We start from the raw sequence: 18,240 nt of genomic DNA, 5'->3' as shown, positions 1-18,240 counted from the left end.
TGATCAGATCATGAAACCTAAAAATAGTTCAAAAAAAATCCCCAAGCGTGGCTTAGGGATTTGTGTATAAGAGACAGGCGTCTAAGCTGGCTTTTTACAATCAGTCAATTGCTGGGTTTTAACACCTCATCAAAGTTGACTCACTTTTGAACAATTCTCAAATCAAAATTCATTGCAGCCACGGACGGCTAATTGCTTTAGGTATTTTTATGAAGATAAAAACTTCCCTGCTTTTACTTTCTGTCCTCTCCACTTCCGTTTCAGCAAGTGCTCTTCATTTGTCCCCAGAACTAAAGATTGGCTCTTATCATGGCTTTGGAGTACAGGCGGGTATTACTGATGTGGCCAGTTTAGGTGCCGTTTACCTAAGCTACTCTCATATTTGGTATGACAGCGATCGATATGATGAAACGGTTGATGCGTATCGAGTTGGTATCCAGAACATGTTTGGAAGAAACCAAAATCACGGCTTTCAGGCTGAAATTGGTGTGGCAAGCTATGACGGCACAAAAACGCGCTCAGGCGAAGTTGAAGAGAAGACAACACATGGTTTAAGCCTAGGCGGTGCCTACGTGTACCAAGCGACACCAATGCTTGGACTACGTGCAGGTGTTGATATGAATATCTTTGATCACAATAAAACCTTTGTGCCTTACGACACGACGGTCAATTTCAATCTAGGTGCCATTATTAGCTTTTAAAGGCTCGACCTACTTCAGTGCGTCATCAAGGCTTTGATCGCCTAGGTGACGTACATCTTTACCCTTCACAAAGTAAATAATGTATTCGCAGATATTTTGGCAACGGTCTCCCACTCGCTCAATCGCACGAGCTGACCACATCACCTGTAAAATATTTGGGATGTTCTTAGGATCTTCCATCATATACGTCATTAACTGACGAATGACTGCCTCGTATTCCGCATCCAACTTATCATCAAGTTTGTGAACTTCTGCCGCAGCATCGACATCCATACGAGCAAACGCATCTAATACTTGGTGAAGCATGGTGATTGCCTGACGACAAAGAGGCTCTAATGAGACATGAAATTTTTGCTCTTTGGTCGAAGGGATCTCGATCGCGCCTTGAGCAATTTTAGAGGCAACATCGCCAATACGTTCTAAGTCGGTAATGGTTTTGATGATCGCCATAATCAAACGCAGATCTTTTGCGGTCGGCTGACGCTTCGCAATAATACGAGTACATGCTTCATCGATTGAAACTTCCATCGCATTCACTTTGTGGTCATCACGAATCACTTTCTTGGCCAGTTCCGCGTCATCTTTATGCAGAGCTTGCATCGCAAAGGACAACTGCTGCTCTACCAATCCACCCATAGTTAATACGTGTGTACGGATAGATTCTAATTCGACATTAAACTGTCCTGAGATGTGGCGACCAAAATGCATGTCAGCTCCTTAAAAAAATGAATAAAGCCGTTTATTTCAGAGTGACTTAGCTCTAGATGGCACGAACTTAAACGCTAGCCATACCTACCAGTAATGTAGTCTTCCGTTTGATTTTTCAATGGCGAAGTAAATATCGAATCGGTATCTGAGTACTCGATCAACTTACCCATATGGATAAAAGCAGTATGGTCACTCACACGCGCCGCTTGTTGCATGTTATGAGTAACAATAACCACGGTGTATTGGGTCTTCAATTCATTGATCAACTCTTCAATCGTCAAAGTAGAAATAGGGTCGAGTGCCGAGGTCGGCTCATCTAATAAAAGCACTTCAGGTTCGATAGCAACCGCACGAGCGATAACCAAACGCTGCTGTTGACCACCCGATAAACCAAAGGCGTTCTCATGCAAACGGTCTTTCACTTCATCCCATAACGCAGCTGCACGCAGAGAGCGCTCAACCGCATCATCAAGGTCTCGACTGTTGCTCACGCCTTGTAGCCTCAAACCATAAACCACATTCTCATAGATAGATTTAGGAAAAGGGTTCGGTCGCTGGAATACCATGCCGACACGGCGTCTTAAAGTCGCGACATCCACTTTAGGGTGATAGACGTTCTTGCCATGAAGCTTCACTTTCCCGGAAACCTTACAGCCTTCAACAAGATCGTTCATGCGATTAATGCAGCGCAGAAGAGTCGACTTACCACACCCTGATGGGCCGATAAACGCGGTCACCTGCCCCTTAGGGATCTGCATTGAAATATCATCGAGTGCTTGGCTCTCTTTATAATAAAGGTTCAGCCCTTCAATCGAGATAGCAATTTGCTCATCCTTCAGGTTGTGTACATCAAGTGGTGCTTGGTAACCCAAGGTTTCATTAATCGAGAACATCTAATCTTGTCCTAAGGTTCGGTATTTTTCACGCAAGTTATTACGGATATTGATAGCGGTTAAGTTCAACCCAACAATCACCGTAACCAGTAAAAATGAAGTCGCATACACTAAAGGTCGTGCTGCTTCGATATTAGAAGTTTGAAAACCAACATCATAGATATGAAAGCCTAAATGCATGAACTTTCTTTCTAAATGTAGATATGGAAACTGACCATCCACTGGCAAACTTGATGCTAATTTCACTACACCCACCAGCATAAGTGGGGCAACTTCCCCCGCAGCTCTCGCGATTGCCAATATCAAACCGGTGATAATCGCAGGGCTTGCCATCGGTAAAACAATGCGCCAAAGCGTTTCAAATTGAGTAGCCCCAAGCGCTAATGAACCATGCCTCACGGAGCTAGGAATACGCGTTAAACCCTCTTCCGTAGTTACAATAACAACAGGTAATGTTAATACCGCTAAGGTCAGAGCAGACCATAATAGGCCCGGTGTACCAAATGTCGGAGCGGGTAATCGCTCTGCATAAAATAAGGAATCGATTGAGCCACCGATGGTATACACAAAGAATCCTAAGCCAAATACGCCATACACAATCGACGGTACACCCGCTAAGTTAATCACGGCAATACGAATCAAACGTGTTAGTGCGTTGTTTCTTGCATATTCATGAAGATATATCGCTGCAACTACGCCAAGTGGCATCACTACGATCGACATGAGAATAACCAGCAACACAGTGCCGAAAATAGCAGGAAACACCCCACCTTCAGAGTTTGAGTCTCGCGGGTTCTCTGATAAGAACTTCCAAACTTGTTTGCCCCAATGCCCAACCTTTTCAAGATAAGACATATTATTTGGGTACCAATAATCCAAGATATGACTGAGCGAAATTTCAACCTGCTCTCCTGTCATATCTTCCACCAACAAGCTTTCGACATTGAGCTGTGTTCTAAGATGCTCAAGCTTTACTTCTGCTTCAGCTAACTGGCTATTTAATTCCAATTTAGTTTGAGTATAGGTTTTAAGGTATTCATCGCTCACTGACTCATTGAGTTCAAGCTTACGTTTTTCTAAGCGTAGATTTTCCAATTGCCAGCTGATATTGCGGATTTCTTGGTTCACAACACGCGACGTTTCTTTACGTAACGTATCAGCGAACGCCAAGCCTTGTTCGAGCTTTTGGTCTATGTTCGAATCAAAGGTGCCAGAAGCGGTTTTAAAACCCACCGGTTTACCAAAGAAATAACCACCTCGACTTCGTTCAATCACAATCCAATCAAGCGGCGTTGTTGGTTCACGTAAGTTAACATCCAGAATGGAAACAAAATCCGCAGGGTACAGTTCTCTGTTGGCGACTTTGATACTTAAGCGCTGAATTAGTCCCGTCGACAAATTTTGAGGCGACAAGAGGTCGTGTACTTGTGGAACTTGCTCTATCGGGATGTATTTACGTTCATACAACTGGCCAATCAATACATCTTGTTTTGATACGGTTTCGTCCAGATCAACCACTAACGATAAGTCTTTGGAGTCGACTTGCCATTGATACAAAGGAGCAGGCCAAAAATAGGTTAAGCCCTTCCAGCCAATCAACAGCATTAGGCCAAGAACAGAAAGCATACTGATGCTCACCGCCCCGCCCGTAAGCCAGATCCACGGAGATCCCGATTTAACCCAAGATAATAATGACTTCAATTTGTTCATCATGATCGACCTTGATCTTGACGTGCTGAAACCAAGAAACAGCCAAGTTCGCGAGATACGCTAGCCAAACAACTAAAAGCCATTGAGACACATTGAGGTGAACCTTTAAAACTACAGCGCACGATATTTATCTCTCAATCTTTGTCTAACCCACTCTGCGACTGAGTTCACCGCGAACGTGAAAATAAATAGCAAGAGTGCCGCTAAGAACAGCAAGCGGAAGTGAGAACCACCCACCTCTGATTCTGGTAGTTCGACAGCAATCGTTGCGGATAGCGTCCTCATCCCTTCCAAAATATTCCAGTCAAGAATTGGTGTGTTACCTGTAGCCATCAAGACAATCATAGTTTCGCCAACGGCTCTCCCTAGTCCCATCATGACCGCTGAAAAGATACCTGGGCTAGCCGTCAATAACACCACATAAATAAGGGTCTGCCACGCCGTCGCACCCAACGCTAATGAGCCATCGGATAAATGTTTAGGCACAGAGAAAATAGCGTCTTCGGCGATAGTAAAAATCGTTGGGATGACAGCAAAACCCATAGCAAAACCAACTACCAGCGCATTGCGTTGGTCAAAGTCGATGCCATAACTCGCTAAGAAAGTACGAATATCACCACCAAACAACAAGGCTTCAATGCTGTTTCCACCAGCAAAGACAGCCACCACCGTAATCACCAATACCGGGATCAATATTAGGGCATGCCAACCGTTAGAGAAACGACTCGTCACCATCTTCGGTAAGCAGAACCAAACAAACCCCGTCAACAATGTACTCAACGGTAATAACACCATTAATGAAAAGACAGCCGTTAAATGCGTTTCGACAATTGGAGCAAACCAAAGCCCAGCCAAGAATCCGATGATGACGGTTGGAAGCGCTTCCATCAGCTCTATCGAAGGCTTAACCACTCTTCGCATGCGTGGAGACATGAAGTATGCGGTGTAAATGGCTCCGAGCACAGCAACCGGCACGGCAAACATCATCGCAAACAGAGCGGCCTTAATGGTACCGAACGTAATGGGTACTAAACTGAATTTCTCTTCAAAGTCATCATTCGCCGAGGTTGATTGCCAAACATATTGTGGCTCAGGGTAGCTTTCATACCAGACTTTTTGCCAAAGCGATGAGAATGATATTTGCGGGTATTCATTATCGACCTTAGCCACACTGATGGTGCCATCAATCAGCGTCGCCAGATGCAGTTCATTGGCAGACATAGCCGCTAATTGTGGTGATTTATCAAATGCGCGCTCGAACAGCGACAGCTTTTCACTGGTTGTATAGTGGCTTTGTAATGTGCCGTTCTTATAGAAGCTATAAAAACCCTTTCTATAAGTATCGGGCAAAATAAATTGCACTTGTTCAGCAAGTTGGAAGTCTCGAATATGGGTCAGGCTACGCTTTTCATCTTTGAGTACATCGAACCACTGAGAAACCTGTCCGTCCTCATGCGTAACCAACAGTGAATAAGCTCCAGACAGTAAATCAATACTTTTTACCGAGTGCTTCGCATCATTCAAACTAAGATCAATCACTTCACGAACATTGAAGCCGCTATCGGATAACTTCAATACCACTAAATCCGATTGTGCTCGAAGATATAAGGTTTGGCCATCAGGCGTGATTAACAACTGTTGCTGCAAGCCCAACTTATCCGATAGCCATTGGCTCTTCTGAAAAACATACTGACCCGTAACATCACTTTGGTACCACTTCACTAAGACTCGTTGGTCACTTAGCTGAGCGGCAACCGTGATACCACGTCCATTCTTAGAGAACGCGAATTTTTCGATTGTCGTCCCATTTGACGATTCATCATTTAAAAATGGTTCAGGGAGATCGATTTGCTCAATTTTAGGATCGGCTTCACTGCCCTTTTGCAGCACAGGCGCACTATACTCAGGATAGAAAAAAGTAAGGTTGCTTGCACTATCGGCAAAGGCAAACCAGTTTTCTGATGGGGTATTTCGAGAGAAGGCAACAGGATTGGCTAAAACATTTCGCTCAAAGTAAGAGTGTGTATTTTGAGACTCTAAATCCCAAAACTGCACCAAGCCAGATTTTTCGATAGTAAATGCATGCTGACCGTATTCATCAACAGATAAGGCGATAGGCTTTTCTACAGCAACGGTCTTTACGGCTTGGTCTGTCTCTAAACCAGTATCAGAAAACACCGGTAAAATGACCATCGCCAAGTAGACAAAGATCAATACCAGAGCAGCTAGAACACTGACGGCACCACATGTCACTGAAAAACGGACAAGACGATCTTTTAACCATCTTTTTTTGTCACGCTCTTTCAATGAAAATTGGGCTGAAGCCATCTGTTTATCTACCTTTTTTTAGCTACTGACATAATATGTACGTTAGATGACAATTATATTACAAGTTACGTTAAACAACTGAAACTAATAACAAGTTTGTTGACCATATTTCTTAAAGTAAGATCATAGATTTTGTGAATTTTGTCATTCTAAATTAAAGTAATCAGCTCTATAGCCAGCACTCAAGGATTATCATCTCGATGGAAAAAGACTATGTCACAAAAGAACTTAGCTGGTTATCCTTCAACGAAAGAGTGCTCCAAGAAGCAGCCGACAAGTCAGTTCCCTTAATCGAAAGAGTTCGTTTTTTAGGTATTTACTCAAAAAACCTCGATGAGTTTTACAAAGTCCGATTTGCTGACGTGAAACGAAAGATCTTACTTCAAGATCCTCAATTACCTGCCAACTCGCAGAAAACCTTACTCACTCAAATGCAGAGCAAAGCAAGTAAGCTCGATGCTCGATTCCATGAGTTGTATAACGACCTATTGTTGGAACTGGCGCGCAATCGTATTTTTTTGGTCAACGAACAACAAATCAGCGAAGAGCAAAGTGAGTGGATCAAAAAGTACTTTAAGAAAAAAGTGCTGCCACATTTAATTCCGTTTCTCTTGAACGAAGATCGCCAGTTGCTCAATATTATGAAAGACGAGCAAAGTTACTTAGCCATCGACATCAAGCGTGAGGCATCTTCTCAATACGTATTACTCGAAATCCCATCAGAAGCACTCCCTCGATTTGTTAAGTTACCAGACACCTCGGGTTCTCAGCGTACTACTTTGATCTTATTAGATAATATAGTTCGATTTTGTTTAGATGACTTACTTAAAGGGTTCTTTGAGTATGACTCAGTGCGTTGCTTTGCTATAAAAATGACTCGTGACGCCGATTATGACCTTCAAGAGAACAATGAAAGCAGCCTATTAGAATCGATGTCTTTAGGTTTAGAACAGCGCTTAACGGCACTACCGATACGTCTTATCTATGAGTCAGAAATGCCAGCTGAAATGCTCAGTTTCTTACAAGTCAGACTAAAACTGTCTGACTACGACAGTGTTATCGCCGGAGGCCGCTACCACAACTTCAAACATTTCTCTGAATTCCCAAGCCTCAACCGACGTGATTTAGTTAATCGCCCGTTACCCGCGATTAAGTGCGCGCATTTTAGCCACCACCCAAACTATTTTGAAGCGATCAAAGCTCGTGACATCTTGTTGCATTACCCTTATCACACCTTTAATCACATCACTGAGCTCGTGAGGCAGGCTTCCTTTGACCCGAAAGTAACCTCCATAAAAATAAACGTTTACCGTGTTGCAGAAGGCTCCAAACTCCTTAGCTCAATCATCGATGCGGCACACAATGGAAAAAAGGTCACAGTGGTTGTCGAACTGCAAGCTCGCTTTGATGAACAGGCCAATATTCAGTGGACAAAGAAACTTCAAGAAGCCGGTATAAAAGTCATCCATGGCATCCCAAGTTTGAAAGTCCACTCCAAACTGCTGCTCATTAAACGGAAAGAAGGCAAGCATACGGCGCATTATGCCCATATTGGCACCGGTAACTTTCATGAAGTAACAGCGCGCGTGTATACCGATTTTTCTCTGCTCACTGCGAATGAAGATTTGACCCAAGAGGTGAGACAAGTCTTTAAATATATTGAAAACCCTTATCAAAAATCACAGTTCAAACAACTGATTGTGTCACCGAAGAATACAAGAAAACGTCTGTATCAGTTGATAGATAATGAAATACAAAACGCGATGGAGAGCAAGCCTGCAAGCATCACTCTAAAACTCAACAATTTGGTCGACCGAGCGATCATTGAGAAGCTCTATCAGGCCAGCCAAGTCAATGTAAAAGTGAGAATGGTCATTCGTGGCATGTGCTCTCTTGTCCCTGGCATATCCAACATCAGTGACCATATTGAGATTGTGAGTGTGGTCGATCGTTTTCTTGAACACCCAAGAGTGATGATCTTTGGTAACGCTGGAAAGCCGAAAGTCTATATATCTTCAGCTGACTGGATGACGCGAAACTTCGATCATCGGATCGAAGTCGCCACTCCAATTTTAGATCCAAATATCAAGCAAACCATTATCGATATCACCGAATTTCATTTCGATGACAGCAACAAAGCTCGAGTGCTAGACCAAGCGATGAGCAACCCTTACATAGAAGCACCAGCAAACCAACTCGAATACCCGACGTCACAACTCTCCACTTACCACTATATTAAACGTATGGAGAAACTTGCTCGCAAGAAGTACAAACAAGAGAAGAAATCATGCCGCTAATTGATAACAAACATTCTCGATGTATTGCCGCTATCGATTTAGGTTCGAACAGCTTTCATATGGTGGTTGCCCGAGTATTCGATCAACACCTGCAATTAGTCAGCAGACATAAACAGAAAGTGAGATTAGGCGATGGATTGGATGAGCATAACTTCTTATCCGAAAGCGCTATCGAGCGAGGTTTAGAGTGCCTCAAGGTATTCGCAGAACGACTAGCGGATTTTGAACTTGATGATGTCAGAGTCGTCGCGACTCATACCCTAAGAAAAGCCAAAAACGCTAAAGACTTCTTAGAGCAAGCCAAGCCACTGTTCCCTTTTCCAATAGAGATCATCTCAGGTCAAGAAGAAGCTCGAATAATCTATAACGGCGTAGAGCACACTCAAGCCGCTTCCGAATCTAAATTAGTTATTGATATCGGTGGAGGGAGTACCGAACTCGTCGCAGGGCAAGGCTTTACACCCCAAATAATGCGTAGCTTACCGATGGGGTGCGTCAGTTTTACTCAGCGCTTCTTTGCCGATGGAGGTCTGACATCACAGCACTTCTCCGATGCTTATGTCTCTGCTACTCGCCTGTTGATGCCATTAATTGAAGAATACAAACAAATCTCTTGGGAAGTTGCCTTTGGCTCATCAGGTACCGCCAAATCAATAAAAGAGGTACTCATTGGCTTAGGGTTCACCGATGGTCTCATTACGCCTCAACGCCTATCCTATTTGAAGAACCACTTATGTGAATTTCCATCATCTAAGGGATTAGACCTTTCAGGTTTAAGCGATGAAAGAAAGCCGGTGTTTGCCGCTGGCGTCACGATTCTTTCAGCAGCTATGGATATGCTAAACATCAATGAATTGCATTTCTCCGATAGTGCCTTAAGAGAAGGGGTGCTTTATGACATGGAAGATCGGTTTAAAGATATTGATGTTCGAACAAGAACCGCCGAAACGCTTGTCTCTCGATACCATATTGACGTAGTTCATGGCCAGAAAGTCAAAGCACTCGCCCTTTCATTACTGAAACAAGCGCAACCTCAGGTGAGTACTGCGGTAAATAATGAACTTTATGATCTGATTGGATGGGCTGCATTGCTTCATGAAGTGGGACAAAGCATCGCATTCCAAGGCTATCACCGCCATTCAGCTTATCTGCTTAAACATACGACTATGCCCGGTTTCAATACTGAGCAGCAGCGTCTGATCTCAACATTAGTTCGCTATCAAAGAAAAACTATAAAGCTTAATGACTTACCGGATCTCACGCTATTCAATTCAGGGCAGATAGCGTTGTTAATTCGAATACTGAGGATAGCAATCCTGCTCAATCGACAGCGAAACCAATCGCCAATACCGAATGTAAAATTAACCATTGAGCAAGATGATAATTGGTGTTTAGAAGGAGATTCCATCGACTGGTTAGCTGAAAATCAACTGCTTGATTATGAACTCAAAGAAGAACAACGACGCTGGCAAGATGCTGGATGGTCGTTGAAGCTTGAATGATGCGCCGACAAAATAAAAACAGCCTGCGGCTAGCAAGCTGTTCATACGTTAGGTTTATACGTTAAGTTTCTACGTTCATAGTACCTAAATCAGAGTCCGATTTTTGCCAATTCTTGCTCAGCGAACTCTGACGGTATCGCTAAATAGCCATCTTTCTCTACCAGTTCTTGCCCTTGCTTTGAGAACACAAAAGTGAGGAACTCTCTCTCAACAGGAGAAAGTGGTTTATCTGGGTGCTTATTCACATACACATAAAGAAAGCGAGATAGAGGGTAATCACCGCTCAAGATATTCGTTCGAGTCGGCTCTACATAATCAGAACCATACTCTGCGATAGGAATTAACTTAACACCGGCCACTCGATAACCAATACCTGAGTACCCTATCCCGCTGATTGATGAAGCAACCGACTGTACAACCGATGCAGAACCTGGCTGCTCATTAACTCGGTTCTTAAAGTCACCGCCGCATAATGCGTTTTGTTTGAAATAGCCGTAGGTTCCCGAAACGGAATTACGACCAAACAGTTGGAATCGATGTTTTGCCCACGGGTGGTCAATGCCCAAATCTTGCCAATTATTTAGCGGCTTAGTCGCGCCGCAGCGCAATGTCTCTGAGAATATACTGTCAATCTGGTGAAAGTTGAGCCCTTCAATAGGGTTATCACGATGCACAAAAAGTCCAATCGCATCGATAGCAACTCTCAGTGCTGTCGGCTTATAGCCATGCTCTCTTTCAAACGCTTCGACTTCTCGTAGGCGCATTGGACGACTCATTGGTCCAAGGTGAGCAGTGCCTTCCGTTAAAGCAGGAGGGGCAGTAGAAGAACCCGAAGCTTGAACTTGAGCGTTCACGTTCGGGTAGTAAGACTTGAACTCTTCCATCCATAATGTCGTCATACCCGCCAAGGTATCCGAACCAACAGACAATAGGCTTCCTGAAATACCCGGAACTTTAGCGTAATCAGGAAGTGAGTCGACACCCTGCTCGGCATGAACTGGGTTAACCAAAGCAAATGTTAACAATAAGCTTACGGGTAAACGCACCCTGCGAGTCAAAAAACTCATGACACGGTCAATCGATTAGGTAGCGTGAAATGGAATCGGCTACCAACGCCAACTTCACTTTGAATTTCTAAATGTGAGTCATGATGGCTAAGCGCATGCTTCACAATCGCTAACCCAAGACCACTACCACCAGTATCGCGTGAACGCGCTTTATCAACACGGTAAAAACGTTCTGTGAGTCGATGTAAGTGTTGTGGTTCAATACCGTCTCCGGTGTCTGACACATCCAAACACGCCCCTTGACTGGTTTGGTACCAACGCACCTTAACTGTTGCGCCCGGTGGTGTGTATTTAACTGCGTTATACACCAGATTCGATATCGCACTTCTCAGCTGATCTTCATCAGCTAAAACTCGTAGGCTCTTATCAATATCAAATTCAAGCTTATGTTCTCGATCACCACTTAAGCTTGCGGCTTCTTTTTCAAGAACCTCAAGCATAGCCGGAACATTCACCACTTCATCGAGCTCATGCATCGGTGCAGCTTCGATTTTTGAAAGTGTTAAAAGCTGATTCACTAGGCTGTTCATGCGATTCAACTGCTCGGTCATCACACCATGAGCCTTAGGCCACATAGGCCCAACGACCATGTCTGGATCTTCCGTCATTTCAAGATAGCCCTGAAGTACGGTCATTGGAGTGCGTAGCTCGTGAGAAACGTTAGCGAAAAAGTTACGACGCATGCCTTCTAGCTGTTTTAACTGAGTAACATCACGTACTACCATGAGGTGTTCGCCCTCGGTATACGGCACGATACGCAGCTCGAGCATGCGCTCCACATTAAGTGGCGACGGCATCTCTAACGGCTCTGAGAAATCTTGTTTATTAAGGTACTTGATGAAGTCCGGCGTGCGGATCAAGTTGGAGATAGGTTGCCCAGAATCGTCTGGCCAGCGAAAGCCCAGTAAATATTGAGCAAGCTTGTTACACCAAACGATGTTTCCTTCACCACGAAACACCACAACGGCATCGGGTAAGGATTCAGCACCATTTCTGAAACGGCGGATCAGGTTAGTCAGTTCTTTTCTTTTACGACGCTGTCTCTGCTGCATACGATAAATACCGTTAAACAGAGATTCCCAGTTTCCAGAACCTGATGGTGGTGTTAAACGCTTTTCATCCCATAACCAAGCGGACAAACGCATTTGATAATGTAGATGCCAACCGAGCTGCAATACCGTAGCAGCCAGCAGTAACCAAGGTAAGTAGCCGAATATCCAACCGACTAAAACCCAAGGTGCGTAAAAAAAAGCCAGCTCCCAAGCCAGCTTTTTCCAGGTTAACTTTTCAACCATTCAGGACTCCGTAAACTGGGTAGCGAAGCCACATTAAGCCTTTGTAGAAAAACGGTAGCCCGCGCCGCGAACCGTTTGGATTAGCTTATCGTGACCTGCAGATTCAAGTGCTTTACGCAGGCGTCGAATATGTACATCAACAGTGCGATCTTCAACGTAAACGTTGGTACCCCAAACGTTGTTCAGTAGTTGCTCTCGACTGTACACACGCTCTTGGTGAGTCATAAAGAAATGCAGCATTTTGAACTCTGTTGGTCCCATATCAACTGGACCTTCGCTTGCGGTAACACGATGAGATACTGGGTCTAGCTTAAGACCTTGTACATCAATCACATCTTCTAGTGCAGTAGGCGTTACACGGCGGATAACCGCTTTCAGGCGAGCAACAAGCTCTTTGGGTGAAAATGGCTTGGTGATGTAATCATCAGCGCCCACTTCTAAACCACGCACCTTATCTTCTTCTTCGCCACGAGCCGTCAGCATCACCACTGGGATGTTGCGAGTTAACTCTTCACGCTTCATGTGCTTGATAAAGTTTATCCCGCTACCACCAGGTAGCATCCAATCTAGTAATACTAGATCTGGGAAAGGTTCACATAGCTTGTTTACCGCTGTATCGTAATCTTCAGCCTCTACTGCTTGGTAGCCTTTTTGTTCAAGTACAAAACACAGCATCTCACGAATAGGTGCTTCATCTTCAACGACCAGAATCCTTCTCGACATAATTGAATAGCCTTAGTATTTAATCAACGCATTGCATTATCTGGTTTAATTATGACACTTTTGTGACCTTTGAAAACAAATTTTCATATAACTGTCTCAAACATTTCACTTTTAATTTTTATTGCAGGTATAAGACAAATGGATCGAAATCTCCTATGATGAGCGTCTTCAGATAAAGGTATGAGAAATATTTATGTGGTTTAAGAATTGCCTCGTCTATCGCTTTAATCGTGATATAGACTTCAACGCAGATCAGCTAGAGAAACAACTTGAAGAGTTCCGTTTTACCCCTTGTGGTAGCCAAGACAAACAGAAGTTTGGTTGGGTAAACGCGATGGGTAGACACGGCGATATGATGACGCACGTATCAGAAAACCGCATTCTAATCTGTGCAAAGAAAGAAGAGAAAATGCTTCCTGCTTCTGTTATCAAAGATTCATTGAATGCAAAAGTAGAAACGCTTGAGGCAGAGTCTGGTACTCCTCTAAAAAAGAAAGAGAAAGACAGCCTAAAAGAAGACATCATCATCGATCTTCTTCCTCGTGCTTTCAGCCGCAGTAACTTCACTTACGCACTGATCATGCCGAAAGAAGGCTTTATTGTGGTTGATGCTAGCAGCTACAAAAAAGCTGAAGACGTATTGGCATTACTACGTAAAACTATGGGTAGCCTGCCAGTAGTACCAGCTATTCCAGAGCAAGCAATTGAAACGACTCTGACAGAGTGGGTGAAATCAGGTGATACGCCTCAAGGTATCACCATGCTCGATGAAGCTGAGCTTAAATCAATCCAAGAAGACGGCGGTATTGTCCGAGTTAAGAAGCAAGAACTAGAAGCAGATGAGATTAAAAACCACATCGAAGCCAACAAGGTTGTGACTAAGCTTCTGATCAACTGGCAAGATCGCATTGAGTTCATTCTTGCAGAAGATGGCAGTATCAAACGCCTTAAATTCAGTGATGAACTAAAAGACGAAAACGACGACATTCCTCGCGAAGATCAAGCTGCTCGTTTTGATGCAGACTTCTCTCTACTTTGTGGTGAGTTCAGTGTTTTCCTACCAAACCTATTTGAATCATTAGGTGGGTTAACTCAACCTAACGCTTAATTGTTCCAATTTAGAGCTCAGGTGTCGATGAGATCTGAGCTTGTTTTCTTCTCCACCCCGCTTATCAACACCTAACAACACTCTTCGCAATACCATTGTTATCTTTAGGGCTATCAACCAAACTCATTTTAGCGTAAAATTTGCGCCCCTTTGATATCACTTGGTGGTATCAACCTGACTTGAGATCAGATTAGAGAACGAAGCAATGACGACACAAAAACCATTTGTACCTGAACTATTATCACCGGCAGGAAGCCTTAAAAACATGCGTTACGCATTCGCCTACGGCGCAGATGCAGTTTACGCTGGCCAGCCACGTTACAGCCTTCGTGTTCGTAACAACGAGTTCAATCACGAAAACCTACAAATCGGTATCGATGAAGCTCATGCTCAAGGCAAAAAGTTATATGTTGTATGTAACATTCAGCCACACAACTCTAAATTAAAAACATTCATTCGCGACCTTAAGCCAGTTGTTGAGATGGGCCCTGATGCTCTTATCATGTCAGATCCTGGTCTTATCATGATGGTACGTGAATCGTTCCCTGAAATGCCGATCCACCTTTCAGTTCAAGCAAACGCTGTAAACTGGGCGACTGTAAAATTCTGGTCTACCCAAGGTGTTGAACGTGTAATTCTGTCTCGTGAACTATCACTTGAAGAGATCGAAGAGATTCGCGAGCACTGCCCAGAGACTGAATTAGAGATCTTTGTTCACGGTGCTCTATGCATGGCTTACTCGGGCCGTTGCCTACTTTCAGGTTACATGAATAAACGTGACCCGAACCAAGGTACTTGCACTAACGCTTGCCGTTGGGAATACAAAACAGAAGCTGCGAAAGAAGACGAAAACGGTCAAATCGTTGAAGCTAATCCAACTGGTGTAGCTATTCAAGAAGTAGAAGCGCAAGAAGTTGAAGTTCAAACTGAACGTCCAGATAACACTCTAGGCCTTGGCAAGCCAACAGACGAAGTCGTGTTGCTTTCTGAGTCACACAAGCCAGAAGAGAAAATGGCAGCGTTTGAAGATGAGCATGGTACTTACATCATGAACTCAAAAGATCTTCGCGCAATCCAACACGTTGAGCGTTTAACTAAGATGGGCGTTCACTCTCTGAAAATCGAAGGTCGTACTAAGTCTTTCTACTACTGTGCACGTACAGCACAGGTTTACCGTAAAGCTATCGACGATGCTGTTGCAGGCAAACCATTTGATGAGAGCCTTATGGGCACGCTAGAGAGCCTAGCTCACCGTGGCTACACTGAAGGTTTCTTGCGTCGTCACACTCACGACACATACCAAAACTACGAGTACGGTTACTCTATCTCTGATACTCAACAGTTTGTTGGTGAATTCACTGGCAACCGCCGTGGTGACTTAGCGGAAGTCGAAGTGAAGAACAAGTTCCTAGTTGGCGATAGCTTAGAAATGATGACACCAAAAGGTAACATCGTTTTCAAATTAGAAGTTATGGAGAACCGTAAATCTCAGCCAGTAGATGACGCAAAAGGTAACGGTCACTTTGTATTTATTCCAGTACCGGCTGATCTTGACCTAGAATTTGGTTTGTTAATGCGTAACTTGAGCGCAGGCCAAGATACACGTAACGCTTCAGGTAAATAACTTTACCTAGAAACTCTACTGAGAAGAAAGCAATGGCTCTGTTAATAACTGACAAGTGCATAAACTGCGATATGTGTGACCCAGAATGCCCAAATGGCGCAATCACGATGGGTGACAGTATCTTCGAAATCGATCCTGATTTATGTACTGAGTGTAAAGGTCACTATGAGAAGCCAACATGTCAGTCAGTGTGCCCCATTACAAAGTGCATAATCACTGATCCAAACCATATTGAAACTGACGACGAATTATTAGAAAAGTTTGTCATCATTCAAGGCTTGACCTAAAAGAAAAAAGGTTCAACTTAATCATTAAGTTGAACCTTTTTTTTAACCCGATTTTTCAATGGGGTATATGTTGCAGAACATCTCTTTCTCAAATTGATATTCGAGTTGTTCTCGCCAGTTTTTAGCTTGAGATACCGGTACCAAATAAAAGTGCTCCCGACTGGTATCAGTGACAAACGCCAATCCATGCTGCATCAGTTCATAATGAACATCATTCACAAAGCTAGGGTCTAATCGCTGTCGACCTGTTAGGTGATTTATATCTTCTCTAGAAATTGAAATACCGACATTTTCACTACTGAATCTATGTCTTAACCATTTGGAGAATTCCCTCGCGCAAATCATAGTCATTGTCTTATCCTTGGAATTTTTATAGACGGGTATCAGACTCTGATTTTCATATACTGCACATAAGCCGCATCTTTCACCCAAGAAACACGCCATCCCTGACTAAGCATTATCAAATTGATCGTTGTTTTTGCTCTTGTCGTTATTCGTTTGTTTTGATATCAAACGATGTTCTTAATTACGTGTTTATAAACTCTAGACAAAAGTGTGACATTTCTCCAGTTTTAGAGTCGAGAAAACCAGTGGCACTACCACTGTAAAACACCTCGATAAATACATTACCTATTCGATATCAAGGCCAAACACTGACTCGGCATCACTTTAACTTTCTTTTTTTTCTTAGTTTTAGTCACCTTTTTAGGTGGAGGAACTGGAATAGTCTGCGGAGCCCAACTTGCAAGTTCATCGCCACAACCATCACCTTTTGGCGGATTTGCTTGAGCGATACAGTTAGAACTGCCTTTAGGGCATTTTAAACGAACATGAAAATGGGAATGGTGCCCCCACCAAGGTCTGATTTTGCCTAACCAGGTTCTATCATTGGCATCAGGATCTTCTTGTTCGCAAAGGGCTTGTTTAATCACTGGATGGACAAAAATACGCACCACTTTTTCATCTTTCGCGGCATAGCGAATGACTTGGAAGTGATCATCTGTCCAATTCGATTTGCGTAATTTGTAGTTGGTAAGATCGACAACGCTGATTGGCTTAGGAACAGCGAGTTCATTTTCGGATAGCCTCTTATCAGTAAGCCTTAACCATATATCAATATCCAAGCCAGTCTGGTGACTTGAATGACCAGACGAAAAGCGCCCTCCTCGAGGTAGAGAAATATCACCAACCAATAAATTAGTGTTGAGCTGTTCGCTCGCGGTCACACCTAGCCTTTCAATAAACTGAATGGCCTCTGTATGTCCATAGTAGCGCTCTCTCTGAGGGCGAATCACTTGGTAACCTTGACCGTCAATTGGCAAAGCCTGCGCACCGTCTAGACAGCCATTAGCGTAACTACCGATAGATGAGGTTGAATTTCTTGTCGGGCTCTTTTCTTTTTCCCATGGGGTTGCCGATACGTAAAACGAACAAAAGATAAGAGCTAATGTACAAAATAACCTCATAACAATTCCAAATAAATGATCTCTATTTTCATACTAGTCGTCATTAGGAAATAGGTGCATATCGAGGATGATATTTTGAAGATAAAGAGGAATTTTCATTTGGAGAGAGGGTTAATATCCAAATAATGGAAAGCAAAAAGGCTCTAGCATTTGTGATCACCAAGCGATTCTACCGGGACGCGCAGTCTAGAGCCTTAAATATGGCAGAGGTGGACTGAGCCAGCACTCCGGAGATTAGACCGGGCTGGCTATCCAGCTCACAACATTACTTCGTAGAAGTAACAGACGCAAAAAAGCCCCAGCATTTCTGCTGAGGCTTCGTATATGGCAGGGGTGGAGAGATTCGAACTCCCAACACGCGCTGTTTGGTAAGTCGGAGAATCCGCTGCTCTATTAATGACATATTTCGATGCCAGAAAGTAAAAAGGCTCTAGTCTTTCGACTAGAGCCTTAAATATGGCAGGGGTGGAGAGATTCGAACTCCCAACACGCGGATTTGGAATCCGCTGCTCTGCCAATTGGAGCTACACC

General features: G+C 43.6%; 15 protein-coding genes. 6 read left to right on the top strand and 9 right to left on the bottom strand.

What is annotated here, in order from left to right; translation table 11 throughout:
• The first annotated feature begins 209 nt into the window (after nucleotides 1–209).
• Nucleotides 210–701, top strand: coding sequence for a hypothetical protein (locus NX845_RS23095; protein ID WP_102501053.1), 492 nt, complete (start codon nucleotides 210–212; stop codon nucleotides 699–701).
• A 9-nt stretch (nucleotides 702–710) separates the two neighbouring features.
• Here NX845_RS23095 and phoU read toward each other — a convergent pair whose 3' ends face one another.
• The 4 genes from phoU to NX845_RS23075 all read right to left on the bottom strand — a co-directional run bounded on the left by phoU (nucleotide 711) and on the right by NX845_RS23075 (nucleotide 6,340).
• Nucleotides 711–1,409, bottom strand: a complete 699-nt coding sequence (phoU, locus tag NX845_RS23090) for a phosphate signaling complex protein PhoU (protein ID WP_004735072.1) — start codon at nucleotides 1,407–1,409, stop codon at nucleotides 711–713.
• A gap of 74 nt (nucleotides 1,410–1,483) precedes the next feature.
• On the bottom strand, nucleotides 1,484–2,302 hold the full coding sequence (gene pstB, locus NX845_RS23085; protein WP_004735071.1) for a phosphate ABC transporter ATP-binding protein PstB: 819 nt from the start codon (nucleotides 2,300–2,302) through the stop codon (nucleotides 1,484–1,486).
• A complete protein-coding gene (gene pstA, locus NX845_RS23080) occupies nucleotides 2,303–4,012 on the bottom strand; it encodes a phosphate ABC transporter permease PstA (protein WP_017095417.1) in 1,710 nt (569 codons plus the stop codon).
• Between the two features lie 111 nt (nucleotides 4,013–4,123).
• Nucleotides 4,124–6,340, bottom strand: a complete 2,217-nt coding sequence (locus NX845_RS23075) for an ABC transporter permease subunit (RefSeq protein ID WP_260257201.1) — start codon at nucleotides 6,338–6,340, stop codon at nucleotides 4,124–4,126.
• A 200-nt stretch (nucleotides 6,341–6,540) separates the two neighbouring features.
• Here NX845_RS23075 and ppk1 point away from each other — a divergent pair, with 200 nt between their 5' ends.
• Both ppk1 and ppx read left to right on the top strand, forming a co-directional pair.
• Nucleotides 6,541–8,637 (top strand): polyphosphate kinase 1, encoded by a 2,097-nt coding sequence (gene ppk1, locus NX845_RS23070; protein ID WP_102576313.1) that lies wholly within the window; start codon nucleotides 6,541–6,543, stop codon nucleotides 8,635–8,637.
• Nucleotides 8,628–10,139 (top strand): exopolyphosphatase, encoded by a 1,512-nt coding sequence (gene ppx, locus NX845_RS23065; protein WP_260257200.1) that lies wholly within the window; start codon nucleotides 8,628–8,630, stop codon nucleotides 10,137–10,139. Before ppk1 ends, ppx begins: the two co-directional genes overlap by 10 nt.
• Before the next feature lie 89 nt (nucleotides 10,140–10,228).
• Here the strand turns inward: ppx and NX845_RS23060 are convergent, their stop codons facing one another.
• The 3 genes from NX845_RS23060 to phoB are packed head-to-tail and all read right to left on the bottom strand — an operon-like array spanning nucleotide 10,229 to nucleotide 13,224.
• Nucleotides 10,229–11,206, bottom strand: coding sequence for a PstS family phosphate ABC transporter substrate-binding protein (locus tag NX845_RS23060; protein ID WP_102450895.1), 978 nt, complete (start codon nucleotides 11,204–11,206; stop codon nucleotides 10,229–10,231).
• Nucleotides 11,203–12,501 carry a phosphate regulon sensor histidine kinase PhoR gene (phoR, locus tag NX845_RS23055; protein ID WP_004735065.1) on the bottom strand — a complete coding sequence of 433 codons (1,299 nt, stop codon included), beginning with the start codon at nucleotides 12,499–12,501 and terminating at the stop codon, nucleotides 11,203–11,205. Before phoR ends, NX845_RS23060 begins: the two co-directional genes overlap by 4 nt.
• A 33-nt stretch (nucleotides 12,502–12,534) precedes the next feature.
• Nucleotides 12,535–13,224, bottom strand: coding sequence for a phosphate regulon transcriptional regulator PhoB (gene phoB / locus NX845_RS23050; RefSeq protein WP_004735064.1), 690 nt, complete (start codon nucleotides 13,222–13,224; stop codon nucleotides 12,535–12,537).
• A 193-nt stretch (nucleotides 13,225–13,417) separates the two neighbouring features.
• Here phoB and rdgC point away from each other — a divergent pair, with 193 nt between their 5' ends.
• The 3 genes from rdgC to NX845_RS23035 all read left to right on the top strand — a co-directional run bounded on the left by rdgC (nucleotide 13,418) and on the right by NX845_RS23035 (nucleotide 16,243).
• Nucleotides 13,418–14,332, top strand: coding sequence for a recombination-associated protein RdgC (gene rdgC, locus NX845_RS23045; RefSeq protein WP_004735063.1), 915 nt, complete (start codon nucleotides 13,418–13,420; stop codon nucleotides 14,330–14,332).
• A 205-nt stretch (nucleotides 14,333–14,537) separates the two neighbouring features.
• The gene (gene yegQ / locus NX845_RS23040; protein WP_017095422.1) at nucleotides 14,538–15,956 is read left to right on the top strand and encodes a tRNA 5-hydroxyuridine modification protein YegQ; all 1,419 of its coding nucleotides are present in this window, start codon (nucleotides 14,538–14,540) and stop codon (nucleotides 15,954–15,956) included.
• Nucleotides 15,957–15,988: 32 nt separating this feature from the next.
• Nucleotides 15,989–16,243 (top strand): YfhL family 4Fe-4S dicluster ferredoxin, encoded by a 255-nt coding sequence (locus tag NX845_RS23035; protein WP_004735061.1) that lies wholly within the window; start codon nucleotides 15,989–15,991, stop codon nucleotides 16,241–16,243.
• A gap of 42 nt (nucleotides 16,244–16,285) precedes the next feature.
• Here NX845_RS23035 and NX845_RS23030 read toward each other — a convergent pair whose 3' ends face one another.
• Nucleotides 16,286–16,594 carry a hypothetical protein gene (locus tag NX845_RS23030; protein ID WP_017079848.1) on the bottom strand — a complete coding sequence of 103 codons (309 nt, stop codon included), beginning with the start codon at nucleotides 16,592–16,594 and terminating at the stop codon, nucleotides 16,286–16,288.
• Between the two features lie 275 nt (nucleotides 16,595–16,869).
• On the bottom strand, nucleotides 16,870–17,709 hold the full coding sequence (gene mepA, locus NX845_RS23025; RefSeq protein ID WP_215514847.1) for a penicillin-insensitive murein endopeptidase: 840 nt from the start codon (nucleotides 17,707–17,709) through the stop codon (nucleotides 16,870–16,872).
• Nucleotides 17,710–18,240 lie beyond the last annotated feature (531 nt).

Source organism: Vibrio sp. NC2 (genome assembly GCF_025195005.1).
GTDB lineage: Bacteria > Pseudomonadota > Gammaproteobacteria > Enterobacterales > Vibrionaceae > Vibrio > Vibrio splendidus.
This window is presented reverse-complemented; position numbering and strand designations above follow the sequence as displayed.

Coding starts and splice junctions, on each gene's coding strand:
- NX845_RS23095 (WP_102501053.1), top strand. CDS start 210: ATGAAGATAAAAACTTCCCTGCTTTTACTTTCTGTCCTCTCCACTTCC.
- phoU (WP_004735072.1), bottom strand. CDS start 1,409: ATGCATTTTGGTCGCCACATCTCAGGACAGTTTAATGTCGAATTAGAA.
- pstB (WP_004735071.1), bottom strand. CDS start 2,302: ATGTTCTCGATTAATGAAACCTTGGGTTACCAAGCACCACTTGATGTA.
- pstA (WP_017095417.1), bottom strand. CDS start 4,012: ATGAACAAATTGAAGTCATTATTATCTTGGGTTAAATCGGGATCTCCG.
- NX845_RS23075 (WP_260257201.1), bottom strand. CDS start 6,340: ATGGCTTCAGCCCAATTTTCATTGAAAGAGCGTGACAAAAAAAGATGG.
- ppk1 (WP_102576313.1), top strand. CDS start 6,541: ATGGAAAAAGACTATGTCACAAAAGAACTTAGCTGGTTATCCTTCAAC.
- ppx (WP_260257200.1), top strand. CDS start 8,628: ATGCCGCTAATTGATAACAAACATTCTCGATGTATTGCCGCTATCGAT.
- NX845_RS23060 (WP_102450895.1), bottom strand. CDS start 11,206: ATGAGTTTTTTGACTCGCAGGGTGCGTTTACCCGTAAGCTTATTGTTA.
- phoR (WP_004735065.1), bottom strand. CDS start 12,501: ATGGTTGAAAAGTTAACCTGGAAAAAGCTGGCTTGGGAGCTGGCTTTT.
- phoB (WP_004735064.1), bottom strand. CDS start 13,224: ATGTCGAGAAGGATTCTGGTCGTTGAAGATGAAGCACCTATTCGTGAG.
- rdgC (WP_004735063.1), top strand. CDS start 13,418: ATGTGGTTTAAGAATTGCCTCGTCTATCGCTTTAATCGTGATATAGAC.
- yegQ (WP_017095422.1), top strand. CDS start 14,538: ATGACGACACAAAAACCATTTGTACCTGAACTATTATCACCGGCAGGA.
- NX845_RS23035 (WP_004735061.1), top strand. CDS start 15,989: ATGGCTCTGTTAATAACTGACAAGTGCATAAACTGCGATATGTGTGAC.
- NX845_RS23030 (WP_017079848.1), bottom strand. CDS start 16,594: ATGACTATGATTTGCGCGAGGGAATTCTCCAAATGGTTAAGACATAGA.
- mepA (WP_215514847.1), bottom strand. CDS start 17,709: ATGAGGTTATTTTGTACATTAGCTCTTATCTTTTGTTCGTTTTACGTA.